The following is a 26,650-nucleotide window of genomic DNA, read 5'->3' as shown; positions in this document are numbered from 1 at the left end:
TTGGCTGTGCCAAAGTACTCAACCATATTTCGCAAGTTTCTTATTTCTTATCTTATTATTTTGATCATTCCAAGCATAGCGGGCTTCGTTTCCTATCGGACCTCAATTGAAGTGACGCAGTCGATCTCCATCGAAAATAGTATCACGCAGCTTGAGCGAAGCGAGGAAATATTGGAGCGGAGAATGGTTGAGGTCGAGGGCTTCACGAGGCAGCTTGCCTTGAATCCGGATTTAAACAAGTTAATGAATGAAAAGAAAAACGGCGAGGCCGTAAACGTATACGGCATTTGGAGCTTATTGAAGCAGGTTACGCCCTTTAGCCAGACGAACGATTTTTTGCAAAACTACTTTATCTATTTAAGCAATTATGACGTTATTTTTACGCAGGGCTCTGCCTATTTCAGACCGGAGCATTATTACGAGAACTACCGCTATGCGGATCTGTCGCTTGAAGAATGGAAAAAGTCGGTGCTGGATCAAACGCATCGCAGCGAAATCAAGCCGCTTAGTTCCTTTCTAAGTAACGCCAAGCAGACCTCGGTCATTACGTATATGCAGTCGCTTCCGCTGGATAGCTTTAACGGCTCATCACCGGCAACGGTTGTCGTTATTATCGACGAGGAAAATATTTCGAATCTGCTCGCCGGGCTTGAGGATCGATACGGCGGATGGGCTCATATTAGCGATGCGGAAGGGAATACGATCGGTTTGCGGGGCATAAGCGAGGAAGACGCCAAGAAGCTGTCCTTGGATGCCAAGCTTGATCAGAGTAAGGTCAGCCAGTTTTACAATGACGACCTCGTCATTACGATTCATTCCGACAAGAACGGCTGGATCTACCGAGCAGGAATACCGAAGCAGGTGCTGATGCAAAACGCGAATCAAATCAAGCACATTACTTGGTTCGTAACCGGAGCGGCGCTGCTGCTCGGGCTTCTAGTCGGTCTTGTCTTGTCCTACCGCAATAGCGCGCCCATCAATCGGCTGCTTACCGTAATGAAAGAGCAGTTCGGCAAGGATGGCGTAACGGGACGGAACGAATATGACTTTTTGCAGGGTAACATTTCTAATATCATTACGAGCAACCGGCAGCTCGAAAATGAATTGAACCGGCAGCTTCCGCTCGTAAGGGACGGCTTCTTGAAGCGGCTCATCGCGGGAGAGTTCCAGACGACGGATGAAATTATCGCGGCGGCAGCGCAGGCGGATACCAAGCTTGATACGAACGAAGGTTACGTAGGCGTTCTGCAAATCAACGGATATTCCGGCATGGATAGCGTCGAAATATTGAATGAGCTTTATGCGGCAAGGCTGATTCTAAAGCAGACTTTAACCACGCTGGACAGCCATCTCCATATGACGGATCTTGGTTCGGACAAAGTGGTGATGATCTTCACGGGGCAAGATGGAGAGGCGGGGAGCGAGGCGGCAAGAGAGAGAATCCAGGCTGCGCTTGGCAAGCTGGCCGATATCGCGTACAGCGATTACAAGATTTCATTCAACGCGGCTTTTGGCGACTCCTTCTCGGCGATGATCGACGTGAGCCATTCCTACGAGCAAGCGAAGCAAATGATGGAGTATACCGATTATGAGAGCAAAAAGAGCATAATCTGGTTTACGGATTCCAGGCTGGAGACAGCGACGTATTATTATCCGATGGATATCGAGCAGCGCTTGATTAGTACGATCCGCGCGGGCGAGCCGGATGAAGCGAAGCGCATGATTATAACCGTTATGGAGAAAAACACGGAAAACCAGCAGCTATCTATCGAGATGAAGCAGCAGCTGGTGGGCGAGCTGAAGGGGACGCTGCTGAAATTGCTCGATCAGAAGGCGTTTATGGAATCGGAGCTGCTGCATACGCTGAAAAATCAAATGATCAGCATCCAAGCGTCAAATGCGATAAGCGTCATTCAGGATGAAATCATCGAAATTGTCGATTCCTTATGCAGCGTCATCAACAGCAAAAAAAATCATGCCCATTTCCAAACCGTCGAAGAGATCAAACATTTCATCTCCGAAGCCTACGGCGATTCCGAGCTGACGTTATACCGGATTGCCGAGAAGGTGGAGCGTCCCGAAAAATATATTTCGCAGCTGTTCAAAGAAGTAACGGATATTAACGTGTCCGACTACTTGGAGATGATTCGAATCGAGCAAGCCTCTGCGCTCCTAAGGTCGAATGCATGTACGGTTGATGAGATCGCGGTTCGCGTTGGGTACAATAGCTCGCATTCCTTCCGCAGAGCCTTCAAGCGAGTAATGGGCATTGCGCCGAGCGCCTATAGGCAATCGATACAAATATGAACCATCGGCGGATGCGGCGTACAAGGAGAGGATTGGACTTGAGAAAAAGCTTTGCGGGTTTATTAGTGACCTTAATAGCCGTATGTATGCTGCTTGCAGCATGTACACAAAGCGATGCTCCGAATGAAACGGACCCATCAGCAACGCTTGACGGGTCAGGGGGTTCTTCGGCAGCGCCGGTCGAGATCAGCGTATTCGCCCAGCAGGAGACGGGGATCGATCTGAGAACGAATGATTTTTCCAAGCTGCTGGAGCAAAAATTTAATGCCAAATTTAATTGGGAAATCATCTCGATGGACGGCGCCAAGGAAAAACGGCAAATCTCGCTTGCCAGCGGCGACTATCCCGAGGCTTATATTTTAACCGCCTATGTGGATCAATTTTCGCAATCGGACGTTTTGAAATATGGGAAGCAAGGCGTTTTTGTCCCATTAAACGATCTAATTGATCAATACGCGCCGAATATTAAAGCGGCTATGGAAGAGGACCCTTCCTTAAGGGCGTTTAATACGGCGCCTGACGGCAATATTTATGGTCTCGTCGCTTATAGCGAATGCTTCCACTGCTCATACCCGAACAAGATGTGGGTCAATACGAAGTGGCTGGAGCGCTTGAAGCTGGAAATGCCTAAAACGACTGCCGATTTCAAACAAATGCTGGCGGCGTTCAAAAATAACGATCCCAACGGCAATGGTGTGGCGGATGAAATACCGCTTAGCGGCTCGACGGAGGATTTTGGCGTCCATATCGTGCCTTACCTTATGAACGGGTTTATTTATGACGATGATCGCAATTATTTGTTTATGAAGGACGGCAAGGTGGATACGGTGGCGAATAAGCCGCAGTGGAAGGAAGGCATCGCTTTTATTAAATCGCTTTACGACGAGGGCTTGATTGATCCGGGAGCCTTTATTCAAAACGCGGAAGCGCTCAAACGGGTGGGCGATAATGCGGATGTGGAAATTCTCGGTGCCGCTACAGCGATGCATCCCGCTATTTTCGTAAGCGAGCGTACGCAGGATTACGCGCCGCTGCCGCCGCTCACGGGACCGTATGCTTCCTATGCGACATATGATGGCGGGGGAATACCGCCGGGAGCAAAATTCGTGATCACGAATAAAGCGAGCAAGGAAGCGCAAATCGCGTTAATCCAAATGGTGGATTACATGTATACGCCAGAGGGACAAACGAATGCGCAATCCGGGCTTGAAGGCAAGGGATGGAGGAAGGCAAAAGCGGGCGAAGAAGCGATGAGCGAGGGGACCAAGCCGATGTTCGCGAATCTCTCGCCGATCGAGAAGCCGCTGGCGAAAAATTCCGGCTGGAGCGGGATGGCGCATTTTTATATGCCGAAGGAATACCGCGACAGCTGGGTGGCCAGCACAGACATCTACTCGCAGGATGGCTACGAGCGCAGGCTCTCTGAAGCGACATTGCTCTATGAAGGCCATGCACCCTCCGAGCTGTTCATGGACTGGTCCATTTGGATCGATCCGGCCGAGGCTGATGAAGCAGGCATATTGCAATCCAATCTTGTCCATTATATCGATCAAAGCACGCTCCAATTTATTACGGGTGACCTAGACCTCGATAAAGATTGGGACAGCTTCGTAAACGGGCTCGCGAATATGCAGGTTAATCGTTATGTTCAAATGATGCAAAAAGCGTATGATCTTTCGATCTCCAAACCATAACGAATGATGCATGTAATCCCGGCTGCTGATGCAGTCGGGATTTTTTGGCGTTGTACGGCAGCCGCTAGCGGAAATGTACGTCCGTACGGCCATTTGCCCCCCGGAAATACGGGTTTTTGTACGTAAAACGACGCAAATGTACCTGTTTGGGGATGGTGGATTTCTACTATGATCAGCGTATAGAAAGCGCTATCATACATCGGCAGCTAGCTACCTAGGGGGGATTGTTCTGGAAAAAGAAATGGTACTGAATAACAAATTGTTAAAGCAAAAGGGCAAGCGGAGTCTTGCGGATGAAGCGAGCAGAAGCTTCAAGAAGCATTGGCAGCTTTACCTTATCGTCATACCGCCCGTGTTGTTTTTTCTTATCTTTAAATACTATCCGATGCTGAACGCGGTGCTCGCTTTTAAAGATTACAACGTCATCAAGGGCATTTGGGGAAGCGAATGGGTCGGGCTCAAAAACTTTAGGCTCTTCTTTGAGAATCCGATGTTCTGGTCGCTGGTCAAGAACACGATTTACGTCAGCGGTTATTTATTGCTCGCGGGTTTTCCTATTCCGATCATACTTGCGTTGATGCTTAATGAAGTACGTAACGGCCGCTTCAAACGGCTTGTCCAGCTGGTGACGTTCGCGCCGTATTTTATATCGACGGTCGTCATGGTATCGATCATTATGCTGTTTCTCGCGCCAAGGCTCGGCTTTGCAAACGTGGCTTTAAATTATTTTGGACTCGACTCGATCAATTTTCTTGGGGAAGCCAGCATGTTCCGCTCCATCTATGTTTGGTCGGATATTTGGCAGACGGCAGGTTACTCCGCGGTCATATATTTGGCGGCGCTGGCGGGCATCGATCCTACTCTTTATGAGGCTGCAAAAGTGGATGGCGCTTCGCGCTTTCAGAAAATCATCCATGTTGACTTGCCGGGCATTTTGCCGACGATCACCATTATTCTCATCTTGAATGTGGGCAGCGTGATGGCGATTGGCTTCGAGAAAATTTACCTGCTGCAAAATCCGCTCAACCTCGTCAATTCCGAAATTATTGCTACTTACGTGTATAGGATTGGACTTTTAAACGCCAACTACAGCTTCGCAACGGCAGTCGGCTTATTTAATTCAGTCATTAATCTTGCGTTATTGTTTACCGTTAACGGCTTGGCAAAACGATTTACGAAATCGAGCATTTGGTAAAAGGGGAGTGCGCCTATGGCATCGGCAAAAATAGCATCGCAGGCACCAATCAGACAAACGATTAAGGATTCGACAGGCGATAAAGTTTTTATGTTTATCGTGTATACCGTACTGGCGATCGTTCTGATCGCGGTCATTTATCCGCTCATTTATATTGTCAGCAGCTCCATCAGCAGCCCGGCTGCCGTAACGTCCGGCCGCGTCTGGCTGTGGCCCGTAGACATTTCTTTTAAGGGCTTTAAGGTCTTGTTCTCTACGCCGCAAATTATGCAGGGCTACGGCAATTCACTATTCTACACATCGGTAGGAACGCTGATCAGCGTTGGGCTTACGGTCATGATCGCGTACCCGATGTCGCGCAAATCATTTTTTGGCCGCAGCGTCATTATGATGCTCATTACGTTCACGATGCTCTTTAGCGGTGGCTTGATTCCGACATACATGGTCGTGAGAGAGTTTGGCATGATCGATACACGGTGGGCGCTGCTCATTCCGAATGCCGTTTGGGTATGGCAGGTCATCATTGCGCGCTCCTTCTTCCAGTCTTCCATTCCGGATGAGCTGTTTGAAGCGAGTGAAATTGACGGCTGCAGCGATATCCGGTTCATGCGAAGCGTCGTTATTCCATTATCGAAGCCCATCCTTGCCGTACTCTTTCTGATGTATGGCGTAGGCCAGTGGAACGCATACTTCGATGCTTTGATCTATCTCAAATCCGCGAACTTGTTCCCGCTGCAGCTCGTTTTGAGAAGCATCATCATTATGAACAACAGCGCCAGCGTAACGGATGCGCTGAAGCAAGTGGAGAGACAGCAGCTGTCCGAGCTGCTCAAATATTCGCTCATCGTGGTAGCGACTTTGCCGGTTCTCATCATTTACCCGTTCGTACAGCGGTATTTCGTGCAGGGGATGCTGGTCGGTTCCGTAAAAGGGTAGTCATGTAAAGCACGTGTACGGCAGCTTCGTAACTTAAGGAGGTGGTGGGCATGTAGCAAGCAGGCACAAGAAGACAAAGGCAAACACTTCATAAATTGAAAAGGGAGCGATAACAATTGAAAAAGAGACTTGTAAGTTTGTTGGCAACGATCCTAATGGCCAGCATGACGCTTGCTGCATGCTCAAGCAATAACGGGCCTGCCAATACGGCCTCAAACGCACCGACTGCACAATCGGAAGAGACGGGAGCAACCGCACCGGTTGAGATTTCCATATTTGCCGTACAGGAGACGAATATTGATTTGGCAACGAATAAATTTACTAAATTTGTAGAAGACAAGTTCAACATCAAGCTTAAATTCGAAACGACTCCACCCGATGGAGCGCAGGAAAAACGCCAAATTTCACTCGCTAGCGGCGATTACCCTGATGCTTACATGCTTCCAGGCTATATCGACCAATTCACGCAAGCGGATGTCGTGAAGTACGGCAAACAAGGGGTGCTGCTGCCTCTGAATGACCTAATCGAGAAGTATGCGCCTAACATTAAAGCGGCGATGGAAAGCAACGCCGATTTGAAAGCGTTTAACACGGCGCCGGACGGCAATATTTACGGGCTTGTCGCATACAGCCAGTGCTTCCACTGTTCGTACCCGAACAAAATGTGGATCAATACGGATTGGCTTACAAAATTGCAGCTCGAAATGCCAAAAACGCCTGAAGAGTTCAAAGCTGTCCTGACAGCGTTCAAAACAAAAGATCCAAATGGCAACGGAATTGCCGATGAAGTGCCGCTCAGCGGATCGAAGGAGGATTTTGGCGTACGCGTCATTCCATTCCTCATGAACGGCTTCGTCTATGACGACGACCGTAACTACTTGAACCTGACAAATGGCAAGGTAGAATCGGCAGCGCTTAAGCCGGAATGGAAAGAAGGCTTAACGTATATCAAATCCTTGTATGACGAAGGCTTGATCGATCCAGGCGCATTCGCGCAAAACGCGGAAGCGTTCAAAAAAATCGGCGAAAACGGCGACGCACAAATTTTGGGCGCAGGCGCCGGGATGCACCCTGCAATCTTCGTAAACATCGATGTAGGCAACAAAAACTCGGCTTCTTATAATCCAGTGCCTCCGCTTACGGGACCGCATGGTTCATTCGCGACTCATGACGGCGGCGGCGTGGCACCGGGAGCAAAATTTGCAATTACGAACAAAGCGTCAGAGGAACAACAAATTGCCCTTATTAAATTGGTGGATTACATGTTCACAGAAGAAGGACAAACAAACGGCGCTTCCGGTATGGAAGGCATCGACTGGAGAAAGCCGAAGGAAGGCGAAGTTGCGCTAGGAGAAGGCGTAACGCCGAAGGTTGCAACGATTCCTGCCGTTGAAGGCGAAGCGCCTCGCAACGCGGGCTGGAGCGGTACCGCTCACTTCTACATGCCAAGGGAATACCGGGACAGCTGGGTTCAAGGTACGGATATTTATGATTCTGCGAACTACGAGCGTAGATTGTACCAAGCGACGCTTCTGTACCAAGGCCACGAGCCGAAGGAACTGTTCCCGCTTTGGTCGATTTGGATCGATTCGGCGGAAGTCGACGAAGCGAGCATTTTGCAAACGAACATCAAGTCGTATATCGAGCAAAGCGCGCTTCAATTCGTAACAGGCAATAAAAGTCTAGAGAAGGATTGGGACGCTTATGTGAAGGGGCTTAAGGATCTGAAAATCGATCGTTACCTGGAAATTTTGCAAAAAGCGTACGACGCATCGTTTAAATCATAACAAATTCCACAGGATCAGGTTCTTTATTGCGAAATAAAAGCCTGATCCTATTTGATAAAAAAAGGAGATTAATAATGACGCAGATGATGAGGAAATCGCGCTTGTGGCTGCTTATCGTCGTGATGATCACGACGCAGCTGGGAATAGTGGTACCGCAAGCAAATGTCGCGGAAGCGGCTAATAACGGCTTGGCCGCAAAGCCTTATATGGGCTGGAGCAGCTACAGCTTGCAGGTGTATACAGGCAACGGACAGTGGATTACCGAAGATAACATTAAAGCGCAATCGGATGCGATGCATGAGAAGCTTCAGCCGTATGGCTACGAATATATCAACATAGACGCGGCTTGGAACGGTGGAATGGACGGGTATGGACGGCCTATTCCGAGCACGACTTTATATCCGAACGGCTTCCAAGCCGTCATCGATTATGTCCATGCGAACGGACAGAAGATCGGTCTGTACGGCATTCCGGGCTTATCGCCGCAAGCGTATGATCAGGATTTGCCGATCTACGGCGCTCCCGGCTGCTCGATGCAGGACATCGCGGCTCAGCCGATCAAGCAATCGGATTATTGGGGTCTTGGCTACAAAATTGATTTCTCGAAGCCCTGCGCTCAAAAGTATATCGATTCGATAGCTAATTTGTATGGCGAGTGGGGAATCGACTTTTTGAAGTTTGACAGCGTGACGCCTGGATCGGGCATCTCCGACCTGTCCCTTGATGCGCGGGATGACGTTAAGGCATGGTCGGAGGCGCTTGCACCGCACAATATTTGGCTGGAGCTTTCATGGGCGCTTGATATTAAGTACATCGATCATTGGAAGCAATACGCGAACGGGTGGCGCGTAGACTGGGATATCGAGTGCTACTGCGGCAGCGGCGGCTTAACGACGTGGCCGAGCATCGCTAGACTTTTCCCGAAGGCGGAGCAGTTCTGGCGCCATGCAGGTCCGGGCGGCTGGAACGATTTTGACTCGCTGAATATCGGAAATGGAGCGATGGATGGCATTACACAGGACGAGCGTCAAACGGCGATGTCTTTCTGGGCGATTTCATCCGCACAGCTGTATATTGGCAATGACATGACCAAGCTGGACGATTACGGCACCAAGCTGTTAACGAATGAAGAGGTTATCGCCGTCAATCAGGCTGGCCGTCCAGGGCATCCTGTATCGACAGCTACCGAGCAGCAGGTGTGGTATGCCAATAATGGCGATGGCAGCTACACGGTTGGACTCTTCAACCTTGGCGGCTCGGCTGCGACCGTGAACGTCAATTGGAGCGATATCGGACTAACTGGCCCTGCGACTGTTCGCGACCTTTGGAGCCATGAGGACTTGGGTTCTTTCGATACCGGCTTCAGCTCTGTAGATTTGGCTTCGCATGGTTCGCGCTTGTTCAAGGTAGTGGCGCTGAATGGAACGGTAACGGCAAATGATGACGATACCGGCATGAAGTATACGGGTGCTTGGGCTCGAAACGGCGGGCAAGAGCTGGTTGGCGACAAACAAAATCTGGTTATTGATGTAAGCGATACCACTGCGCAAAATAGCGTGATCAGCCCAGCAGCCGCAAGCTTCGATAAGAAGACATCGGCGCAAGCTGATGTTGCGACGGTTATGACGCTGAACGGAAATACGCTGAATAGTATTTCGAGCAATGGAACAACGCTAGTTGCAGGTACGGACTACACCGTATCGGATAATGAAGTGACGATTAAGAAGGAATATTTGGCGGCAAAACCAGTTGGCATCACGAATCTAACGTTTACCTTCAGCGGCGGAACTTCGCAGACGCTTGCCGTCACCATAAGCGATACAACGATAAGGGATAGCCGTGTGACTCCTGCAACGGTTAGCTTTGATAAGAAACCATCAGCTCAGAATGACGTTGCGCTGACGCTTTCGCTAAACGGAAATGATTTGCTGGGCGTTGAGCAGGATGGTAACGCTTTGGCGGCGGGGACAGACTACACCGTCTCAGGCGATCAGCTTACCATTAAGAAATCGTATCTTGCGGCGCTTCCGACAGGTACGACGGCTATGGCCTTCTCCTTTAGCGGAGGTTCGGAGCAGAAGGTATCTCTAGTTGTAAGGGATACGTCCATTGGCGGCTCATACTCGATTAACGACGACCATGCTTCCATCGTATATACGGGAGGCTGGAACCGCAGCTATAACCGTGGTCTAGGCGATTATATGGATGATGTTCATTATGCGGAGGCCAACAACAATGATTTCTTTGAATATGCGTTTACGGGCACGGGGATTGAATTTATTACAGAGCTTGATCCGTCTCAAGGTGAAATGGACATCTATGTGGACAATCAGTTCCAGCAAACCGTGAGCACCTATAACATCGGCAGAATGGCGCAGCAGCCTGTGTTCAACATCACGGGACTTGCGGATGGCCCTCACACGCTTAAAGCGGTGAAGAAATCCGGGTATTTTATGCTGCTGGATAAATTAAGAATCAGCGTACCGGATCTGATTAGCGCAAGCACGGCAGCATTTGATAAAGCTGACGGACAACAGGCGGATATTGCGATCACAACTACGGGCGATGGCAGCAGCTTGAGCAGCATCACAAGCGGCGCGGCAGCCTTGGTTTTGGATACGGATTATACGGTGGCAGGCAACGTGGTAACGATCAAGAAGGAATATGTGGCAGCGCAGCCGCTCGGAACAACCAGCCTGACCTTCGCCTTTAATGGCGGAGCGGCTCAGACGTTATCGATTGCGGTTAATGATTCATCGGCAACGAACAGCGCAATAAATCCAGCCACAGGCAGCTTTGATAAAAAAGCGGACTTGCAGGCAGATGTCACAACGACGATGTCGCTTAATGGGAACGCGCTGGTTGGCATTTCTAATGGCTCAGCAACCTTAGTGCCAGGCAGCGATTACACGCTTTTAAATGATGAGGTTACGATTACGAAGGCGTATCTGGCAACTTTGCCGGTGGGAACAGCGAATTTGAGCTTTATTTTTGACCAAGGAATGGCACAGACGTTATCGATTGCGGTTAGCGATACGACAGGCCAGAACAGCACGATCAGCCCAAGCGCGTTAAGCTTTGACAAAAAAGCAGCTGCACAGGCCGATGTTACGACTAATATCACGCTAAACGGCAACAGCCTGATCGGCATTACTGATACGTCGAAGGCTCTGCAAGCTGGCGTTGACTACCAAGTATCGGGCAGTCAGCTTACGATTAAGAAGGAATACCTTGCGGCTAAGCCAAATGGCATGACGAATCTAACATTGTCCTTTAGCGGCGGAGCAGATCGGATTCTGGCAATTGCGATAAGCGACACAGCAAGAGGCCGCTATGTATCGATTAACGATGACGACAGCGAAATTTCCTATAAGGGCGCATGGCAGCACAGCAGAAACAGGGGATTTGGCAACTATAAGGACGATGTGCATTTCACGGAAGCGAACAACGATTATTTTGAGTTTACGTTCAAGGGAACAGGCTTGGCGTTCATTACGGAGAAGGATTCCTCGCAGGGGGATATCGACATCTACGTGGATGGCGTGTTTAAGCAAACGGTCAGTGCGTACCATCCAAGCAGGCAAGTTAAGCAAACGCTGTTCAGCATTGAAGGGCTTGCTGAGGGAGCGCATACGATTAAGGGCGTTAAGAAATCAGGCTACTACTTGCTGCTGGATCAATTGAAATTCAAAATAGCGGATATGATCAGTCCGGATTCAGCAAGCTTTGACAAGACGGCGCAGGCCGATGTGACGACCACGCTAAGCATTGACGGCAGCAATCTGCTTGGCATTATGAATGGCAATGCGGCTCTTGCGGCGGACGTCGATTACACGATTTCGGGCAACGTAATCACGATTAAGAAAGAGTACCTGTCTGCACAGCCGGACGGATCGGTCAGCTTGGCTATTTCCTATAAAGGCGATTTCCAAAATGACATCCATGCCACGGAGACGAATGGGGATGATGTAGAATTCTCATTCACGGGAACGGGCGTCACGCTCCTTGCGCCGAAGTCGGCTGCTCAAGGCGACATCGATATCTATGTCGACAACGTATTTAAGGAAACGGTAAGCGCAAATAACGCGAGCAGGCTGACACAGCAGGCGGTATACAGCATTGCCGGATTGGCAAACGGACCGCATACGATTAAGGCTGTGAAAAAATCAGGCGATTATATGGTAGTGGATGGCGTGAGCTTCAGCGTGAACGCGGCGACAGTGCCATCGGCAACGCCACCGACGGCAACGCCGACACCAACACCAACGCCGGTAACGACACCTGAATCAACACCGGTGTCGACACCAGTATCAACACCGGTCACAACACCGGTCACAACACCAGCATCAACGCCAACAGCGACACCAACGGCTGTGCCGACCGCAAAGCCGGAACTGCTTGATATCGCCTACATGAACGGCTATGAAGACGGTACCTTCAGACCGGATGTGAAAATGACCCGCGCTGAGATCGCGGCAATCTTGTCGAGAATCGTTACGCGCGAAGCAGCGGGGAAGGACATCACCTACAGCGACGTTCATTCAACCGATTGGGCGAATGAAGCTATTTTGAAAGTGACCAAAATGGGCTTGATGAAGGGTTACGAAGACGGTACGTTCGGCGCGGGAAAACAAATTACGCGGGCTGAGATGGCTAAGCTTGTTTCGTCGCTGATAGGCGACACGCAGAAAGCAGGAGCAGGCTTTAAGGACATTGCGGGCCATTGGGCAAATGCCGATATTCTGAAAGCGCAGGCTGCCGGAATCATCAATGGCTATCAGGACGGAACCTTTAAGCCGAACCATCCGCTGACAAGGGCCGAAGCATCGGTCATGATCAACAAATTGCTCGGCAGAGACAAACCAAGCGGCTCGGTGCAGTCTCCTTGGAAGGATGTGCCAAGCACGCACTGGGCATTCGGAGATATTTTAGCAGCATCGGTTAAATAGCAGATAGAGCCCTCCTAACTCCATAGGAGGGCTCTATTTAGGAGGATTAAAGATGAGCATGATTGATCAGTCAGCCAGCAGCTATGTAAATCTGCGCAGAGGGTTGCCTAACCTGAGTAAAAAGCTGCGCCATAACGAACCTGTTGTCGTTGCTTTTCTTGGAGGCTCCATTACCGAGGGCTACGGAGCGTCCGATCCCGATAAGGCGAGCTGGCGCGCGTTGACGGAAAGCTATTTGAGAGAACGATTTTCGGAAGATAGGGTGACTTGTGTGAATGCGGGGGTTGGGGGCACAAATTCCACCTTCGGCGCTCATCGTTTGAGAGAGCATGCGCTGCCAAACAGCGAGATTGATCTATTATTCGTTGAATTCAGCGTCAATGATGGCGAGGATCGGGAAGAATCGATTAGAGGCATGGAAGGGATTGTACGGCAATGCTGGCGGCTATCGCCGGAGGCGGATATTTGTTTTCTCTATACAGCGGCAGAGAAGAATTTGTCGGCTAGAATGCCCTTTAACATAGCCGTACATGAGGAAGTTGCAGCCCATTATCATATACCATCGGTTAACTTCGCAGCGAGCATCTATGATTTGATAGGGGAGGGGCAGGCGCGCTGGGAGGAGCTTGCACCAGATCTTGTACATCCGAACGATGCGGGATATGCGCGGTATGCGCAGGCTGTGCGGCACTTTTTGGAGTATGCTTTTATTAATGATGCAGGCCATGAGGAGGGTTGGGAAAATCCAGCTTTGCCATCGCCTTTGGACGACAAAAGCTATGAACATGCCGTGATGCTGGATTTTTATCAAGGTGTTCAGCAAGAAGGCTTTATGCTGATGAAGGAGGCGCCGGAGCCGCTCATTAACTGGCGATATCAAGGCGAGCATCTGTATGCGGATAGAAAGGGTGCTTCTTTTTCTTTTGCCATTAGTGGACGGAGTGCCGGGCTTTTGCTATTGTGCGGCCCTGATACAGGCATTTTTGAATATTCATTAGATGGATTAACCTTTAATGAGGTTCAGTTGTTTGATGCATGGTGCTTGGGAGCGTTCAGGCCCGTCATTGCGATGTTTCCTCTCTCGGCACATGGGCAAACGCTTCAGATCACTGTCCGAAATACGGATCGGAAAGATGAACGCAGCACGGGGACGGGGCTGCGGATTTTGAAGGTGCTTAGCAACGCATAGCCGTGTACATAGGGAGTGCAATGGATAAAGCTTTAGGCAAGAAGACGGATGTTTAGGCATACCCTAAACGTTCGTCTTTTTGTTATGGCCGCTCTAACCGCAAATAACCCCGTTAAGGTTCATTAGACGAGGTTTGTAAGGGTTTTCCTTATTATTGCTCCTTATTATGGTTTTTGAACAAATGGTAAAGGAGGCGTATAGTGGGTATTAGTGAAAATGGGTCGGAAATGGACGAACAAGGCACAGGGGGTTACCTTGCATGGAATCATGGAAACGTACGATGTGGATCTTATGGTTCGGCGTTTTGTTTTGCAGCTCAAGCTATACGATGTCTGTTCCCTTCCTGCCGTTGTTCCTCTTTGATTTGGGGGTAAAGGAAAGCTCCGTAAATTTATGGGCCGGAATCGTGCATTCCTCGGCGTTTCTCGTCGGCGCCGTGATGGCTCCCTTATGGGGCTTGCTCGCGGACAAATACGGAAAGCGTAAGATGGTCATCCGAGCAGGACTCAGTCTAGCGGTTATTTATTCATTAATCGCCTTCGTGCAGACGCCTTGGCAGCTTGTGGGCGTACGAATGCTGCATGGCTTTGTCGGCGGATTCGTTCCGGCGTCCATGTCGATCGTGGCATCGGTCGCGCCCAAGGAGAAGCTGGGCTGGAGCCTTGGGGTGATGCAAGCGGGGACGATGACGGGCGGCATTCTCGGCCCCCTGTTCGGGGGATTGCTGGCAGAAGCGTTTGGCCTGCGCCGGTCGTTCGTTGCAGCAGCTATCATCATTCTGGCAGCGACAGTTGCGGTCGTTTTATGGGTAAGAGAAGGAAAAGCAGAGGCGCCGGCAGGTGCTTCAGCAGAGAAGAAGCAGGCGAAGCCAGTCACTTACCGGATGGCGTTTCGCAACCGCGGGCTGATGAGCATGCTGCTGCTGCTCGTTCTCTTCCAGCTTTCAGTCAATATGATTCAGCCGCTGCTCACGCTGCACATTGCTAAATTGCAGGGCGGATTGCAAGGCGCTGTGCTGTCGGCGGGTTTTGTTCTTTCGCTGATTGGAATCGCCGGTATTCTCGCATCCCCGGTTTGGGGGAGGCTTGGCGAGCGGAAAGGGTACTACCGGATTCTCGTCATATGTTTGATTACTGCAGGAATGGTTATCAGTATGCAGTACTTCGTTCAGGATTTATGGCTATTCGCAGTCGTGCAATTTATTTTCGGCTTGTTCATGGCGGGCATCGGACCAATTGTAAATACGCTTGTCGTCCAAAGCACGGATGAGCAGTTTAGAGGCAGATCGTTTGGGCTTACGACGAGCGCGAATCAGTTCGGCTCCATGCTTGGACCGCTTATCGGCGGCTTGCTCGGACTAGCTGTCGGCATTCATTGGATCTTTGTCGCCACGGGCATGATGATGGCTGCCGCTGGGGTGAGCGTATGGATAAAGCGGCGGAGCGAGCTGGGGCAAGCGCGTATTTCATCGAGCCGATAAAGGCTGTGTAGATATAAAAAAAAGCTGATCTCACCCCGGGTGAAATCAGCTTTTTTTATGTGTAAGGTTATTTTTTCGCTTTCGCTACCTCAAGCGTGCCGGAGGCTAAAGTCCCTTTATGCAAAACGGCAGTACGTTCTGGCAGGCGGGCAACCGTTTCTGCCGAGCAGCTTGCCGGAACGAGCACGGCGGTTGCCGCGTCGCCGACCTTTGGCCAAATTTGCTTGCCTGCTTCATCTAATGGCATAACGCCGCCAGTAGCTAAGGCGAGTGCACGGGACAGGTTGTACTCGCTTGACCAGCCGTACAGCTGAGCGGCGAGATGTGCCTTTTGCAGCGTGTCGCCGATGCCAAATGGCGACCAGTGATCCGTAATGCTGTCGTTGCCGAGCAGCACGTTCACTTTTTGCTTTTGAAGCAGCGGAATCGGCATAACGCTCTTGCCAATCGGCACGGATGATGCGATGGAGATGCCGAGCGAGGCGAGTCGGTCAGCCATTTCTACGTCGGCGCCTGCCGTTAATGAAGCGAGCGAGAAGGCGTGACTGACGGTAACCTTGCCTTGAAGGCCAGCTTCCTCCGTGAGATCAGCCAATCTGCGGATTGCTTTGATGCCCGTTTCACCGCCCTCGTGAAGGTGAATATCGATGCCCGCTTTGTAGTCCACCGCAATTTGCACCATCGTATTCAGCGATTTTTCCATATCGACGTCTACGAGCGTGGGGTCAAGTCCGCCAACATGCGTCACGCCAAGCTGCATCGCTTCGCGAATTAGTCCCTCTACGTTGGAGCGAAGCAGGCCATGCTGCGGAAATGCGACGATTTCATGCGTGATTTTATCCGAGTAGTTAGCCAAGGCGAGCTTTAGCTTCTCCAGATTTTTGAGGCCGACGGTTTGGTCGATATTGCAGTGGCTTCGCACATAGGTGGAGCCGTAGCCAAGGATGAGCTCAATGAGCTTCTCAGCTCTTGCTTGAGCGGTTGGCAGCAGCTGCGGAAGCAGCGTTTGTTCCTCGACAATACGGTCGAAAATACCGTTTTTCGTCGGTCGGACCGCACGCCACGGGCCGCCGTAAAAGGTTTTGTCCAAATGAATATGCATATCTCGAAACGAAGGCAGAAGCAGCATGTTTTTGGCGTCATAGCAGTCAATGCCCTTTGGATATGCCGCTTTCGGCTCGAGTATTTTGGTAATGGTGCCTTTATCGATTTGAAGGTTGCGAAGGACGGTTTCAGTTGCTACGACCTGCCCGTTCTCGTATTTATATCCGCTTTCGAGCCGAACGTTTAGCAGCATGTAGGAGTTGTTTTTGCCTGGCTTTTTCGTTTTGTGGTCGTCCTTTTTTGCGCTGTCCGCGTTAGCCTGCTCAGGCGAGAAGAGGCCCATGGAGCCCATGACGCCAAGAACGGCTGAAGCGCCGCCTATTTTACTAACATTACCTATAAATTCTCTGCGGGATAAGCCGTTTTTTTGTTGATCCATATAAAACTCCTCCTCTAATCTCTTATTTTACTAGCCCATTTGGCGATAGGAAAGCTTGCTTCAAACAAGATGACGAGCGGTATCAAGACAATGAATGCTGAAATAAAGTCGGGCGGCGTCAGTATGGTAGATGCGGTAACTAAAATCACATAAGCAAACCTTCTGCTTTTTCGCAGCCGCTCAGGAGTGACAAGACCGATTCTGGCTAGAAAAATCAGCACGATCGGATACTCGAATACAAGGGACAACGGCAGCACGATTCGCATCAAAAACTGGATGTATTGTGCTGCGCCATACGTTTCCACAAGACCCATGGACTGTGTGACGGAGGAGGCGAATTGCACGGCCATCGGAAAGACGACAAACCAGCTGAAGGCCAGCCCGATTAGAAAAAGGAGCAGCGCGAACGGAATGAGCCAAGGGATCGATTTGCGCTCCTGCTGGGTCAAAGCTGGTTTTACGAACAGCCATACCTGCAGCAGGGCAAAAGGGACCGACGCCCCAATGCCGATCGCAACTCCAGTCTGCACGTATAATTGCAGGGCGTCAAAAGGGGAGAAGGCGTTCCACAAAATCGGCTGATCAGGCGAATACGACTGCTGCAAATACGCTAACACCGGACGAACGAGCGCAATGCCGCCGCATAGACAAACGGCGAATTGGATGAGCACATAAATGATTCTTTTGCGGAGCTCCGTTAAATGATCCATTAGGGTTGGTTGTGCAAGCATCGGGTTCGCCTCCTAACCGTGCGCAGCGGAATCAATACCGCGCTTCTTAGCGCTATGCCTAATTTCCGCTGTCATCCAGCCTACTTCGATTTGCTTGCCGATTTCGACCAGCTTCTCAATATCGCGGAAGGAATATTTGCGAGTGCCTCCCACGGTTCGTTTTGGCGTAATAAGCTTGCGATTTTCATAATAACGAATCCGTCTCTCCGACAATCCGGTAAGCTCGCTCACCGTTCCGATATTCATGACCTGCTTATCCATAAACGACATGATGACAGCTCCTTTTGCCCCTATTTTGGCGTTACAAAAGCCACTCCCTTCACCACTATGGAATATAAACTCACGCAAACTGGATGTGTACCTAATGATAATTACGGAGAGTTGTGCTGTCATTAGATGATGAACCTAACAATTTGAGACGTAATTAGACGGATCGTACAACAGTTACTTTGCTTCTAATAAAAGGAAATTAGTCCACGGAAAAACTGTGTCATATTATATGACATACTTCGAGACAGCCGCCGGGGCATCTGCTATTGTGGAAGCAAAGCTAGCCGATTTACACAATTGAGAATGAGGTGATGATTCATGCTGCAAAGTATTGGATTACCGGGATTGATCATGATTTTAGTCGTCATTTTAATCGTATTTGGACCATCCAAGCTGCCCGAGCTCGGAAGAGCGGTCGGACGGACGCTTCATGAGTTTAAGAGCTCCGCCCGCGAGCTGGTAGCCGAGAGTAAGGATGAGCAGGAAACAAAGGGTAGCGCATAAGGGAGCAGGAGCGGCGGCAGCCGTGTGTTTGATTTGGGCTGGCTTGTATGGTCTGGCATGACCATATGGGCTGGCCTTTTGTTTAGTAAAAAATACGGTCAAGCGCACAATTGAAAATATTGGAATACACTCATTTCTATTTGTCCAAAAGTCTGTTATTCTACTGAGGAATCGAATTTTGGACTAAGGAGTGAGCCGTTATTAAGCCGGTTACTGTATATGATATTGCGAGGGAAGCCAACGTCTCAGTAGCCACTGTGTCGCGCGTAATCAACAACACGGCTCCGGTAAAAAAGTCGACGAGAGATCGCGTAATGGAGCTGATTACGAAACACCAATTTCAACCGAACGCGCTTGCCAGGAGCCTGTTCAAGAAGGAAACGGGCATGATTGGCGTCATCTTGCCTGACATTACCAATCCGTTTTTCCCTGAGGTGCTGGCCGGGCTTGACCAGGAGGCGCGCAGCAAAGGGTATACGTTTTTTCTGTGCGATACCGTTTCGACAAATGGCGATTCGGAAGAGCAGTATGTGCGCGAGTCGCAATATTTAAGCATTTTGATGGAAAAGCAGGTAGATGGCATCGTCATGATCGGCGGCCGCATTAACCTGGCAAAGCCAAGCAAGGAGTTGGTTAGCGAGGTTGTCGAAGCGAGCAAGCGCGTGCCGCTGCTGCTCATAAACGGCAATATTCCGGGCGAGGGGTTGACTCGTGTTTATGCGGATGAGCGAGAGGGCGCGGAGCTGGCAACCCAGCATTTGATTGATTTAGGCCATCGCGATATCGCTTTTGTCGGCGGGTATAAGCATATGTCCAATACGATGCAGCGCGTAAATGGGTTTGTGAAGACGATGGAGAAAAACGGCCTGCCCACACGCAAGGAATGGATACGCAACGGCGGTTTTTCTGTCGACAGCGGCAAAGCGTTCATGAACCAGCTGATGGAGCTGGCCGAGCGGCCGAGCGCTATTTTTTGCGCCAACGACCTAGTTGCGATTGGTGTGATGAAGGCAGCCCACAAAGCGGGGCTAAGTGTGCCGCAGGATCTGTCGCTAGTAGGTTTTGACGATATTCCATACGCCTCCAACAGTATACCGGAGCTGACTACGATTTCTTTAAAATGTTATGACGTTGGACGGAATGCAGCCGAGCTGCTCCACCAGATGATCACGAAAAACAAGGTAAGCAAGAGCACGAAGCTAAGGCCTGAGCTGATTGTAAGAGAGTCTACGGCCGCGCCGCGCAAGATGAACGAACACTAAAAGTTCGTTTAAAAATAATGATTGACAACGCTTACATTTGTGAATAAAATCAAGATGTCAAACGATAACGGCGTGTCACCGCTATAAATGTAACCCGTTACATAACCATTGAGCACCAACATACAAACGAGTCATACCACAATACACATCAGCGTACCGTGCAGGAATTCAGTTCTGTTTTATATCGGTCATGGAGTGTATTTATTTTTTTCTAAAAATGTAACGGGTTTCATGAAACGGGTTACATTATTCGTGCTTATCAACTATTTTGTTGGAGGTTATGACATGGTCATGGAAATTGGAGCTAGGTCGGCTGTGCAGTTTGATGCGGATGCCGTAAGGATTCATGAAACCCCGCAAATTTTGTTATGCGCCTCGTTGTTTTATTTCCGAATTCCAAGAGCGCTATGGAAGGAGCGGATGGAGCAGCTCCAGGCATTCGGCTACAACAGCATCGATGTTTATTTTCCTTGGAACTATCATGAAATGGCCGAAGGGGAATGGGATTTTAGCGGAGAACGTGATGCGGCTGCATTTCTGGAAGCGGCGGCGGAGGTAGGCTTATACGTCGTCGCAAGACCAGGCCCGTACATTTGCTCGGAATGGGATGGAGGCGCGCTGCCAGCGTATCTGCTGACCAAAGGGCTGAAGCTCCGAGACAATGACGCTGGCTTCTTGCGTTATGTATCAAAATGGTTTGACCGGATTTTGCCTTTGCTGAAGGCGTATCAAGCGGGAGAGGGCGGGACGGTAATCGGCGTCCAGCTGGATAATGAGCTTGATTTCTATGATTGCTATGATCCAAAAGGATATATAACGGCGCTTCGCGATATGGCGCTTCAACACAGCATTACGGTTCCGCTCTTTGCCTGCGCAGGCCAAGGCGGCTTGCAGCAAGCGTCTGGGCTAGTGGAAAAGGTCGTTCCAACCTGCAATTTCTATCCGGACAACCGCGAGGCCGAATTTGAGCAGAAGGTGCTTCACTATAGCGACGCTTTGGCTGAGCTAGCGTACCCGCTGCTCGTAACCGAGACGAATCGGGCGCATTATCTGCTGCGCAGATTGCTCTCTTGCGGCGCTAAGCTGCTTGGTCCTTATCTGCAAGTATCGGGTACCGATTTTGGCTTTACGAATGCGACGAACAACTGGGGCAAGCCGCTCGCATTCATGACCTCGGATTATGATTTTGGCGGGATGATCTCACCCGAAGGTCATATCCGTGAAGAAGCCTATGAAGGCAGGCTGCTGAGCAGGTTAATTGCCGCTTATGGCGCACCGCTAGCACAAGCAGCTCCGCTGGGAGAAGCGTCATCTGACACTTGGACGATTGCCGGAGACAACGAGCGGGTTGTCGGTCCTTACGCCCTGCAGCTGGCTGGCGGCGGAAGCCTTCTATTCGTAACGAACTTGGATGACCGGGATAAAGAGATAACAATCGAGAAAGCCGGCGAGACCGACGCATCGGCGACTGCGGGAAGCAGCTTCACCATTAACGCAGGACGGTCGCTGGCGCTTCCCTTCGGCATTCCGCTTACGCTTTGGGGGTTGGAAGGCGTGCTTGAAAGCTCCACCGCGGAGCTATATATGGCGGAAACGACGAGCAGCGGAGTAAGTCTAGCCTTCCATACCGAAGGTAGCGGCGAAATCAGCCTTAAGCTTCAAGCACCGCTTGAGGTCGTGCCGGAGAATGCGTCAGCCGAATCATCGGAGGACCGGCTTGCGATAACTTTTGATGGAAAAGAAGATAGCTTCTGCTTGATCACCACGAATGATGGACGAGAGCTGAAGCTTTTTATAACCGATAGAAAGAAAGCGCTTTATTTCGAGGGGGTAGACGGTAATGGCGTCACTCAGTTTGGAGAGCTGGAGCGTTACTCAGATAGCCCTGAGGAGGCTGCGACCGATTGGCGCCTGAGCGTCTTCGATGCAGCAGCGCCATTATCCGCAGCGGATGAGGGTGCGCAGCTGACCACAGCGAAGGCGGATTACTTAGAGCAGCATTGCATTTACCGCGGATATGCTTGGTACGAGGCGGCTGTTCAGCTGACGCAAGGCAAGGCGCCGAAGGGAGTGCTGATCCGGCAGGGCAGCGATGTCATATCGCTATACGCAGGAGGGGAGTATGCCGGAACCGTTACGCCGGGCGGGGGCAGCGCCTATCTCCCTCTGAGCAGCAATAGGCAAGACGGCAGGCTGCTTGCCAGAGTGGAGATTTGGGGGCATTCAAACTTTGACGATGCGAGGCTTCCCGGTCTTCGGCTGCACGCGATGAAAGGAATCAAAGGACTGGCGGCGATAACGGAGACGCGTGATCTTAGCCGCAATTGGAGCGTCTATCGGGCAGCGGATCGGACCATGCGTACGGAGCTGATTGATAATCCTGATAGCAGCATGTGGCCCATCGTCAATTTTGGAGGCTGGCTGTCGCCGGATCACCCGGCATTCGAATATTACCGCAAAACGTTCGTTGCCTCCGAAGGAGCGAACTCATGGACGCTGCAGTTCAAGGGCATTCAGTCACTGGCGCGGCTGTTCGTGGACGGCAAGGAGGTTGGCGCGGTCCATCCGTTTGATCCATTCGTCGATATCTCTGAGCATGTGACGGCTGGAGAAACGGTGACGATTACGGTCTATGTCGAGAGAGTGCTTGGCTTGCCGTCTGGACAGGTGCATTTGTACGAGGGCGTTGAGGCTGCCGGATGGTCGGTCAGCGCGGCTGAGGAGGCGGAGCTGCATGAGCATGCAGAGAGTGCAAGGGTACGCGAGGCAAGCCAGACGTTTCCTATCTCCCTAGAGCCCGGCGAAACCGCATGGCTATATGCTTCTACAGTCAATTCGGAGGCGGGAGCAGGCTGGCGGGCGAAGGTTGCCGGGTCGGGCGTTAAGCTGACCGTCTTGCTGGAGGGACGGATCGTTGGGCGGCTTTGGCTGCCAAGCGGCGAGAACCGGCCGGTTTTCTCGGGCGGGAGCCCCGATTCCTTTTATTTGCCGGGTGCTTGGTATGAGGCGGGTAAGGGAAGAGTGGCGATTTTGTTAGAGGCGGTTGACCCGGGGAAGCAGGGACGCTTGGAATCGATTCAATTCATATCCGTCTAGCACAGGACTACGAGGGGGAATTAGGATGGACACGACCGCGACTACAACCGAGAGGATGCCCCAGAGAAAGCTGCAGCGAATGAGCGGCGGCAAGCTAAGACGATTTTGGAACAACAAAACGCTTCTGCTCATGTGCTTGCCTGCCATTGCCTTTTTTATTATTTTTGCTTATTTGCCGATGCCCGGCTTGTATCTGGCTTTTATCAACTACAACTACTCCGACGGCATCTTCAAAAGCCCGTTTGTCGCATTCGATAACTTTCGTTTTCTCGTCATTAACGGCGACCTATGGCGGCTTTCGTTCAACACGGTTGCCTACAACCTGGTATTTATCGTACTGGGGAACGTGCTGCAAATTTTCGTAGCGATCCTGCTGAACGAAATTCGCCGAAAATGGTTCAAAAAAGTAACGCAAACGTTAATGTTCCTGCCTCACTTCATATCCGCCGTGCTTATCGGGCTGATCGCCTACAACGTGCTCAGCTACGATTACGGCATATTGAACAGCTTATTGGAATCGCTTGGCATGGAGCCGGTGAAAACCTATTCCGATCCGAAAATATGGCCGTTCATCATCGTGCTCACATTCCTGTGGCAGTCGACCGGATACGGCTCCATCATCTATTTTGCCGCCATTATGGGACTTGACAATGAAATTATTGAAGCCTCGGAAATCGACGGGGCCAATGCCTTCCAACGCATTATTTATATCGTGCTTCCTTGGCTGAAGCCTACCTTCATCATCCTGATGCTCTTCTCGCTCGGCGGCATTCTCAAAGGGAACTTCGGGCTGTTCTTCAACCTAGTGGGCGCGAACAATACGGCCTTGTATCCAACGACGGATATTATCGAGACGTATGTGTTCCGCTCGCTTATGACGAACTTCAACTTCTCGATCGGCAGTGCCGTAAGTCTCTATCAGTCGGTATTCGGCTTTGTCGTCGTCTTGACCGCGAACTGGCTCGTGAAGAAGGCTTCACCCGAAAACTCGTTATTTTAGGAGGTGTCGACTATGGAAAACTCGGAAGAATCGCGCAGCATTCGGACGGACGTCAGCGGAATCGTCGTTAAAGCGTTCGGATATCTTTTCATCTCGTTTTTTGCGCTATGCTGTCTATTGCCCTTTTTACTCGTCCTCGGCACCTCGCTGACGGCGGAGGGCACGATCAAAAAGCATGGGTTCAACTTTTGGCCGCGCGACTTCAGTACCTTTGCCTACAAAATCGTATTTGAAAATCCGGATCTCATTATCGGCTCTTATCTCGTTACGATGGGGATCACGATTGCAGGGACGGTATGCGGCCTCTTCCTCGTCGCGATGACCGGCTATGCGCTGCAGCGTCCCGACTTCGGCTACCGCAACGGCATCTCGTTTTTCATTTACTTTACGACTTTGTTCTCCGGCGGGCTTGTTCCGTTCTATCTCTTAATGACGCAGTATTTGTCTCTAAAGGACAATTACTTGGCTGTACTGCTGCCGGGGCTGCTTAGTCCTTTTCTCATCATCATGATGAAAAGCTTCGTTCGGTCCATCCCGCATGCGATTACCGAATCCGCCAAGATTGATGGAGCCGGCGACTTCAAAATATTTTTGAAGCTGATCTTGCCGATGACGACGCCCGCTTTAGCGACGATTGGCCTGTTCATCGCGCTGGGCTACTGGAATGAGTGGTACAACTCGATGCTGTTCCTCTCGCCGGATATGAAGTACCGTCCGCTCCAGCTGTTCTTGTACAACGTCGTCACCAGCGCGGACTTTATCCGCAACTCGTCCGCGGCATCTAACGTGCAGCTTCGGGATATGCCGCTGGAATCGATGAAGATGGCTACGGCGGTGGTTGCTACCGGCCCTGTTATTTTGTTCTACCCATTTGTGCAACGGTATTTCATCAAGGGGATTACAGTTGGCGCTGTAAAAGGCTGATGTGCCGCGGGCCTTCAAACGGCCTCTTCACATAACGGGCAATGCCCGATTCATGAAAACAAAGGGGAGAAGTGCTTATGTCAAACTTCAAGAAGGTATCTGCTTTGCTGATCGCCATGATCATGATCATTAGCCTGGCAGCTTGTTCCGGCAGCAACGGAAATAAAAGTGAAGTTAACAAAAGCGAGGGCAACGGCAATAAGGCAGCCACGAATACGGCGGACGGCAATAAGGCGAGCGATACGTCCAAATTCGTTAAAATCAGCTATGTGGTCCTCGGCGACAAGCCGAAGAACGGCCAGTTCGAGAAGGTGCTGGCGGAAGTAAATAAGCTGATGAAGGAAAAAATCAATGCCGAGCTGGAGTGGAAATGGGTCGAGTGGGCAGATTGGCAAACGAAATACAACCTGCTGCTTGCATCCGGCGAAGCGATCGATTTGATTACGATCGGTACGGATTGGCTCGATACTTGGGGCAACGCGCAGCGCGGCGCCTTTATGAAGCTGGATGACTTGCTGCCGGAATATGCGCCGCAAACTTGGGGCTCCATTCCAGAAGAGGACTGGGCAGAGAGCAAATACAACGGCGATATCGTGCTGATTCCAGAAAATGATTATACGCAATGGGTAAACCACGGCTTCTTCTACCGCGGAGATTGGGCGAAGGAAGCAGGCATTACGGAACCGATCAAGGACTGGGAAGGCATCGGCCAATATTTGCAATACATCAAAGATAACAAAGAGGGCGTCGTTCCTTGGGATGCAGTGGCTTCAACCAGCATATGGGGCGGCTATGATCAGTCCTATACCGATAATTTAGAGCTGCCGATCTCGACTGGTTATTTGCCTGTATTTACGACCAAGTCGTTTGATGAGAAATTTACGGTAGTAAGTCCCGTATTCGAGGACACATTCCTCAAATTCGCTACGATGATGAAGGATTGGGCAGATAAAGGCTACTGGCGCGAGGATGTATTGAACAACAAAAACGACAACCGCTCTGCTTTGCGGGCTGGATTGTCCGGGCTTGACCAGCATCATACGCAAACCTTTGGCGGCCTTCGCGTGACGATGGACAAAGATCAGCCGGGCTCTGAGCTGCAAATGTTCCCTTTTGCCCGCACGGGCGGCAATAACTTGACGGAGCTGTCGATTACGCACGGCGGAACATCGCTTGGCGCGCACAGCAAAAACCCTGAGCGGGCGCTTATGGCATACGATTTGATTCGCAATGACGAGCAAATCTATCACCTGATCAACTACGGATTGGAAGGCGTTCAATATGAAGTCAAAGACGGCAAGCGCACGCAGCCTGAGGGCTACGACGAAGCAAAAGATGCGTTCTACGCTGATTTCTGGGGCGGCCGCGTCGATAAATTCGAAATTCCAAGCGTAACGACATGGGATCAGCTGGAGGAAACGCTCTACGCGGAATACGACAAAATCAAAAAGCCGTATCCTTACGGCCAATTCGTATTCGACAAGACGCCGGTTGAAGCGGAGCTAACGGCGATCACGCAGGTTACGGGCGAGATGGGGCCTGCCATTACGTACGGCAAAGCAGGAGACCCGGCGCAGGCTGTCGAGCAATTCCGGAGCAAGCTGAAAACGGCTGGTTACGACAAGGTGCTGGCTGAGCTTCAGCGCCAAATGGATGCATATAAGAAGCTGATCGAAGGCTAACGAGCTAGAGGATGCAGCGCAAGAGGAGAGTCAACACGCACATAAGCGCGTGACTCCTCTTGCGCTGTTTTTGCTTCAAATTGATCAATCATAATCAAATGGCGGCCTATGGTTCGTTAACCTCAGTAAAGTAGCGCTTTCATATAAGATGCTACAATTAA

The 26,650-nt window shown here is 50.7% G+C and carries 17 protein-coding genes; 14 read left to right on the top strand and 3 right to left on the bottom strand.

Translation table 11 applies throughout. The features are described 5' to 3' along the window. Nucleotides 1-6 precede the first annotated feature (6 nt). From A7975_RS32200 to A7975_RS32165, 8 genes are all read left to right on the top strand, one after another. The gene (locus tag A7975_RS32200; protein WP_065387912.1) at nt 7-2,307 is read left to right on the top strand and encodes a helix-turn-helix domain-containing protein; all 2,301 of its coding nucleotides are present in this window, start codon (nt 7-9) and stop codon (nt 2,305-2,307) included. A gap of 38 nt (nt 2,308-2,345) precedes the next feature. Continuing rightward, on the top strand, nt 2,346-4,001 hold the full coding sequence (locus tag A7975_RS32195) for an extracellular solute-binding protein (protein ID WP_065387865.1): 1,656 nt from the start codon (nt 2,346-2,348) through the stop codon (nt 3,999-4,001). A 241-nt stretch (nt 4,002-4,242) separates the two neighbouring features. Beyond that, nucleotides 4,243-5,196: an ABC transporter permease gene (locus tag A7975_RS32190; protein WP_082198599.1), complete on the top strand. Its 954-nt coding sequence runs from the start codon at nt 4,243-4,245 to the stop codon at nt 5,194-5,196. Between the two features lie 15 nt (nt 5,197-5,211). Then, a complete protein-coding gene (locus A7975_RS32185) occupies nt 5,212-6,132 on the top strand; it encodes a carbohydrate ABC transporter permease (protein ID WP_053374013.1) in 921 nt (306 codons plus the stop codon). Nucleotides 6,133-6,248: 116 nt separating this feature from the next. Then, nucleotides 6,249-7,919, top strand: coding sequence for an extracellular solute-binding protein (locus A7975_RS32180; protein ID WP_053374014.1), 1,671 nt, complete (start codon nt 6,249-6,251; stop codon nt 7,917-7,919). A 74-nt stretch (nt 7,920-7,993) separates the two neighbouring features. After that, a complete protein-coding gene (locus A7975_RS32175) occupies nt 7,994-12,868 on the top strand; it encodes a X2-like carbohydrate binding domain-containing protein (RefSeq protein WP_065387864.1) in 4,875 nt (1,624 codons plus the stop codon). A 52-nt stretch (nt 12,869-12,920) separates the two neighbouring features. Continuing rightward, nucleotides 12,921-14,057 (top strand): SGNH/GDSL hydrolase family protein, encoded by a 1,137-nt coding sequence (locus tag A7975_RS32170; RefSeq protein ID WP_065387863.1) that lies wholly within the window; start codon nt 12,921-12,923, stop codon nt 14,055-14,057. Nucleotides 14,058-14,316: 259 nt separating this feature from the next. Beyond that, nucleotides 14,317-15,537, top strand: coding sequence for an MFS transporter (locus A7975_RS32165; RefSeq protein WP_053374017.1), 1,221 nt, complete (start codon nt 14,317-14,319; stop codon nt 15,535-15,537). Between the two features lie 67 nt (nt 15,538-15,604). Here A7975_RS32165 and A7975_RS32160 read toward each other — a convergent pair whose 3' ends face one another. From A7975_RS32160 to A7975_RS32150, 3 genes are all read right to left on the bottom strand, one after another. Then, entirely contained in the window at nt 15,605-16,834 is a 1,230-nt protein-coding gene (locus tag A7975_RS32160; RefSeq protein ID WP_218061043.1) for an amidohydrolase family protein, read from the bottom strand. Between the two features lie 200 nt (nt 16,835-17,034). Beyond that, a complete protein-coding gene (gene tatC / locus A7975_RS32155) occupies nt 17,035-17,751 on the bottom strand; it encodes a twin-arginine translocase subunit TatC (protein ID WP_065387861.1) in 717 nt (238 codons plus the stop codon). Between the two features lie 12 nt (nt 17,752-17,763). Beyond that, on the bottom strand, nt 17,764-18,021 hold the full coding sequence (locus A7975_RS32150) for a MerR family transcriptional regulator (protein WP_053374021.1): 258 nt from the start codon (nt 18,019-18,021) through the stop codon (nt 17,764-17,766). Between the two features lie 318 nt (nt 18,022-18,339). On the opposite strand from A7975_RS32150, the gene A7975_RS32145 reads away from it, so the two are divergent. From A7975_RS32145 to A7975_RS32120, 6 genes are all read left to right on the top strand, one after another. Beyond that, nucleotides 18,340-18,525: a twin-arginine translocase TatA/TatE family subunit gene (locus A7975_RS32145; RefSeq protein ID WP_053374022.1), complete on the top strand. Its 186-nt coding sequence runs from the start codon at nt 18,340-18,342 to the stop codon at nt 18,523-18,525. A 200-nt stretch (nt 18,526-18,725) separates the two neighbouring features. Beyond that, the gene (locus tag A7975_RS32140; RefSeq protein ID WP_065387860.1) at nt 18,726-19,787 is read left to right on the top strand and encodes a LacI family DNA-binding transcriptional regulator; all 1,062 of its coding nucleotides are present in this window, start codon (nt 18,726-18,728) and stop codon (nt 19,785-19,787) included. Nucleotides 19,788-20,072: 285 nt separating this feature from the next. Then, the gene (locus tag A7975_RS32135) at nt 20,073-22,883 is read left to right on the top strand and encodes a beta-galactosidase (protein ID WP_176707853.1); all 2,811 of its coding nucleotides are present in this window, start codon (nt 20,073-20,075) and stop codon (nt 22,881-22,883) included. A 55-nt stretch (nt 22,884-22,938) separates the two neighbouring features. Beyond that, nucleotides 22,939-23,883 carry an ABC transporter permease gene (locus A7975_RS32130; RefSeq protein WP_053377603.1) on the top strand — a complete coding sequence of 315 codons (945 nt, stop codon included), beginning with the start codon at nt 22,939-22,941 and terminating at the stop codon, nt 23,881-23,883. A 12-nt stretch (nt 23,884-23,895) separates the two neighbouring features. Next, on the top strand, nt 23,896-24,807 hold the full coding sequence (locus A7975_RS32125) for a carbohydrate ABC transporter permease (RefSeq protein ID WP_065387858.1): 912 nt from the start codon (nt 23,896-23,898) through the stop codon (nt 24,805-24,807). A 77-nt stretch (nt 24,808-24,884) separates the two neighbouring features. Further along, complete coding sequence (locus A7975_RS32120; RefSeq protein ID WP_053374026.1) at nt 24,885-26,489, top strand: DUF3502 domain-containing protein; 1,605 nt, start codon at nt 24,885-24,887, stop codon at nt 26,487-26,489. Nucleotides 26,490-26,650: the final 161 nt, after the last annotated feature.

Source organism: Bacillus sp. FJAT-26390 (assembly GCF_001682865.1).
Taxonomy (GTDB): domain Bacteria; phylum Bacillota; class Bacilli; order Paenibacillales; family Paenibacillaceae; genus Pristimantibacillus.
The sequence above is the reverse complement of the archived record's forward strand: the minus strand, read 5'-3'. Positions and strand labels throughout refer to the sequence as shown.

Bases quoted from the DNA above. Each gene is read 5' to 3' on its own strand.
- A7975_RS32185 (WP_053374013.1), top strand. From the start codon at position 5,212: ATGGCATCGGCAAAAATAGCATCGCAGGCACCAATCAGACAAACGATT.
- A7975_RS32145 (WP_053374022.1), top strand. From the start codon at position 18,340: ATGCTGCAAAGTATTGGATTACCGGGATTGATCATGATTTTAGTCGTC.
- A7975_RS32150 (WP_053374021.1), bottom strand. From the start codon at position 18,021: ATGTCGTTTATGGATAAGCAGGTCATGAATATCGGAACGGTGAGCGAG.
- A7975_RS32135 (WP_176707853.1), top strand. From the start codon at position 20,073: ATGGTCATGGAAATTGGAGCTAGGTCGGCTGTGCAGTTTGATGCGGAT.
- tatC (WP_065387861.1), bottom strand. From the start codon at position 17,751: ATGCTTGCACAACCAACCCTAATGGATCATTTAACGGAGCTCCGCAAA.
- A7975_RS32120 (WP_053374026.1), top strand. From the start codon at position 24,885: ATGTCAAACTTCAAGAAGGTATCTGCTTTGCTGATCGCCATGATCATG.
- A7975_RS32130 (WP_053377603.1), top strand. From the start codon at position 22,939: ATGCCCCAGAGAAAGCTGCAGCGAATGAGCGGCGGCAAGCTAAGACGA.
- A7975_RS32170 (WP_065387863.1), top strand. From the start codon at position 12,921: ATGAGCATGATTGATCAGTCAGCCAGCAGCTATGTAAATCTGCGCAGA.
- A7975_RS32165 (WP_053374017.1), top strand. From the start codon at position 14,317: ATGGAATCATGGAAACGTACGATGTGGATCTTATGGTTCGGCGTTTTG.
- A7975_RS32175 (WP_065387864.1), top strand. From the start codon at position 7,994: ATGACGCAGATGATGAGGAAATCGCGCTTGTGGCTGCTTATCGTCGTG.
- A7975_RS32160 (WP_218061043.1), bottom strand. From the start codon at position 16,834: ATGCTGCTAAACGTTCGGCTCGAAAGCGGATATAAATACGAGAACGGG.
- A7975_RS32190 (WP_082198599.1), top strand. From the start codon at position 4,243: ATGGTACTGAATAACAAATTGTTAAAGCAAAAGGGCAAGCGGAGTCTT.
- A7975_RS32125 (WP_065387858.1), top strand. From the start codon at position 23,896: ATGGAAAACTCGGAAGAATCGCGCAGCATTCGGACGGACGTCAGCGGA.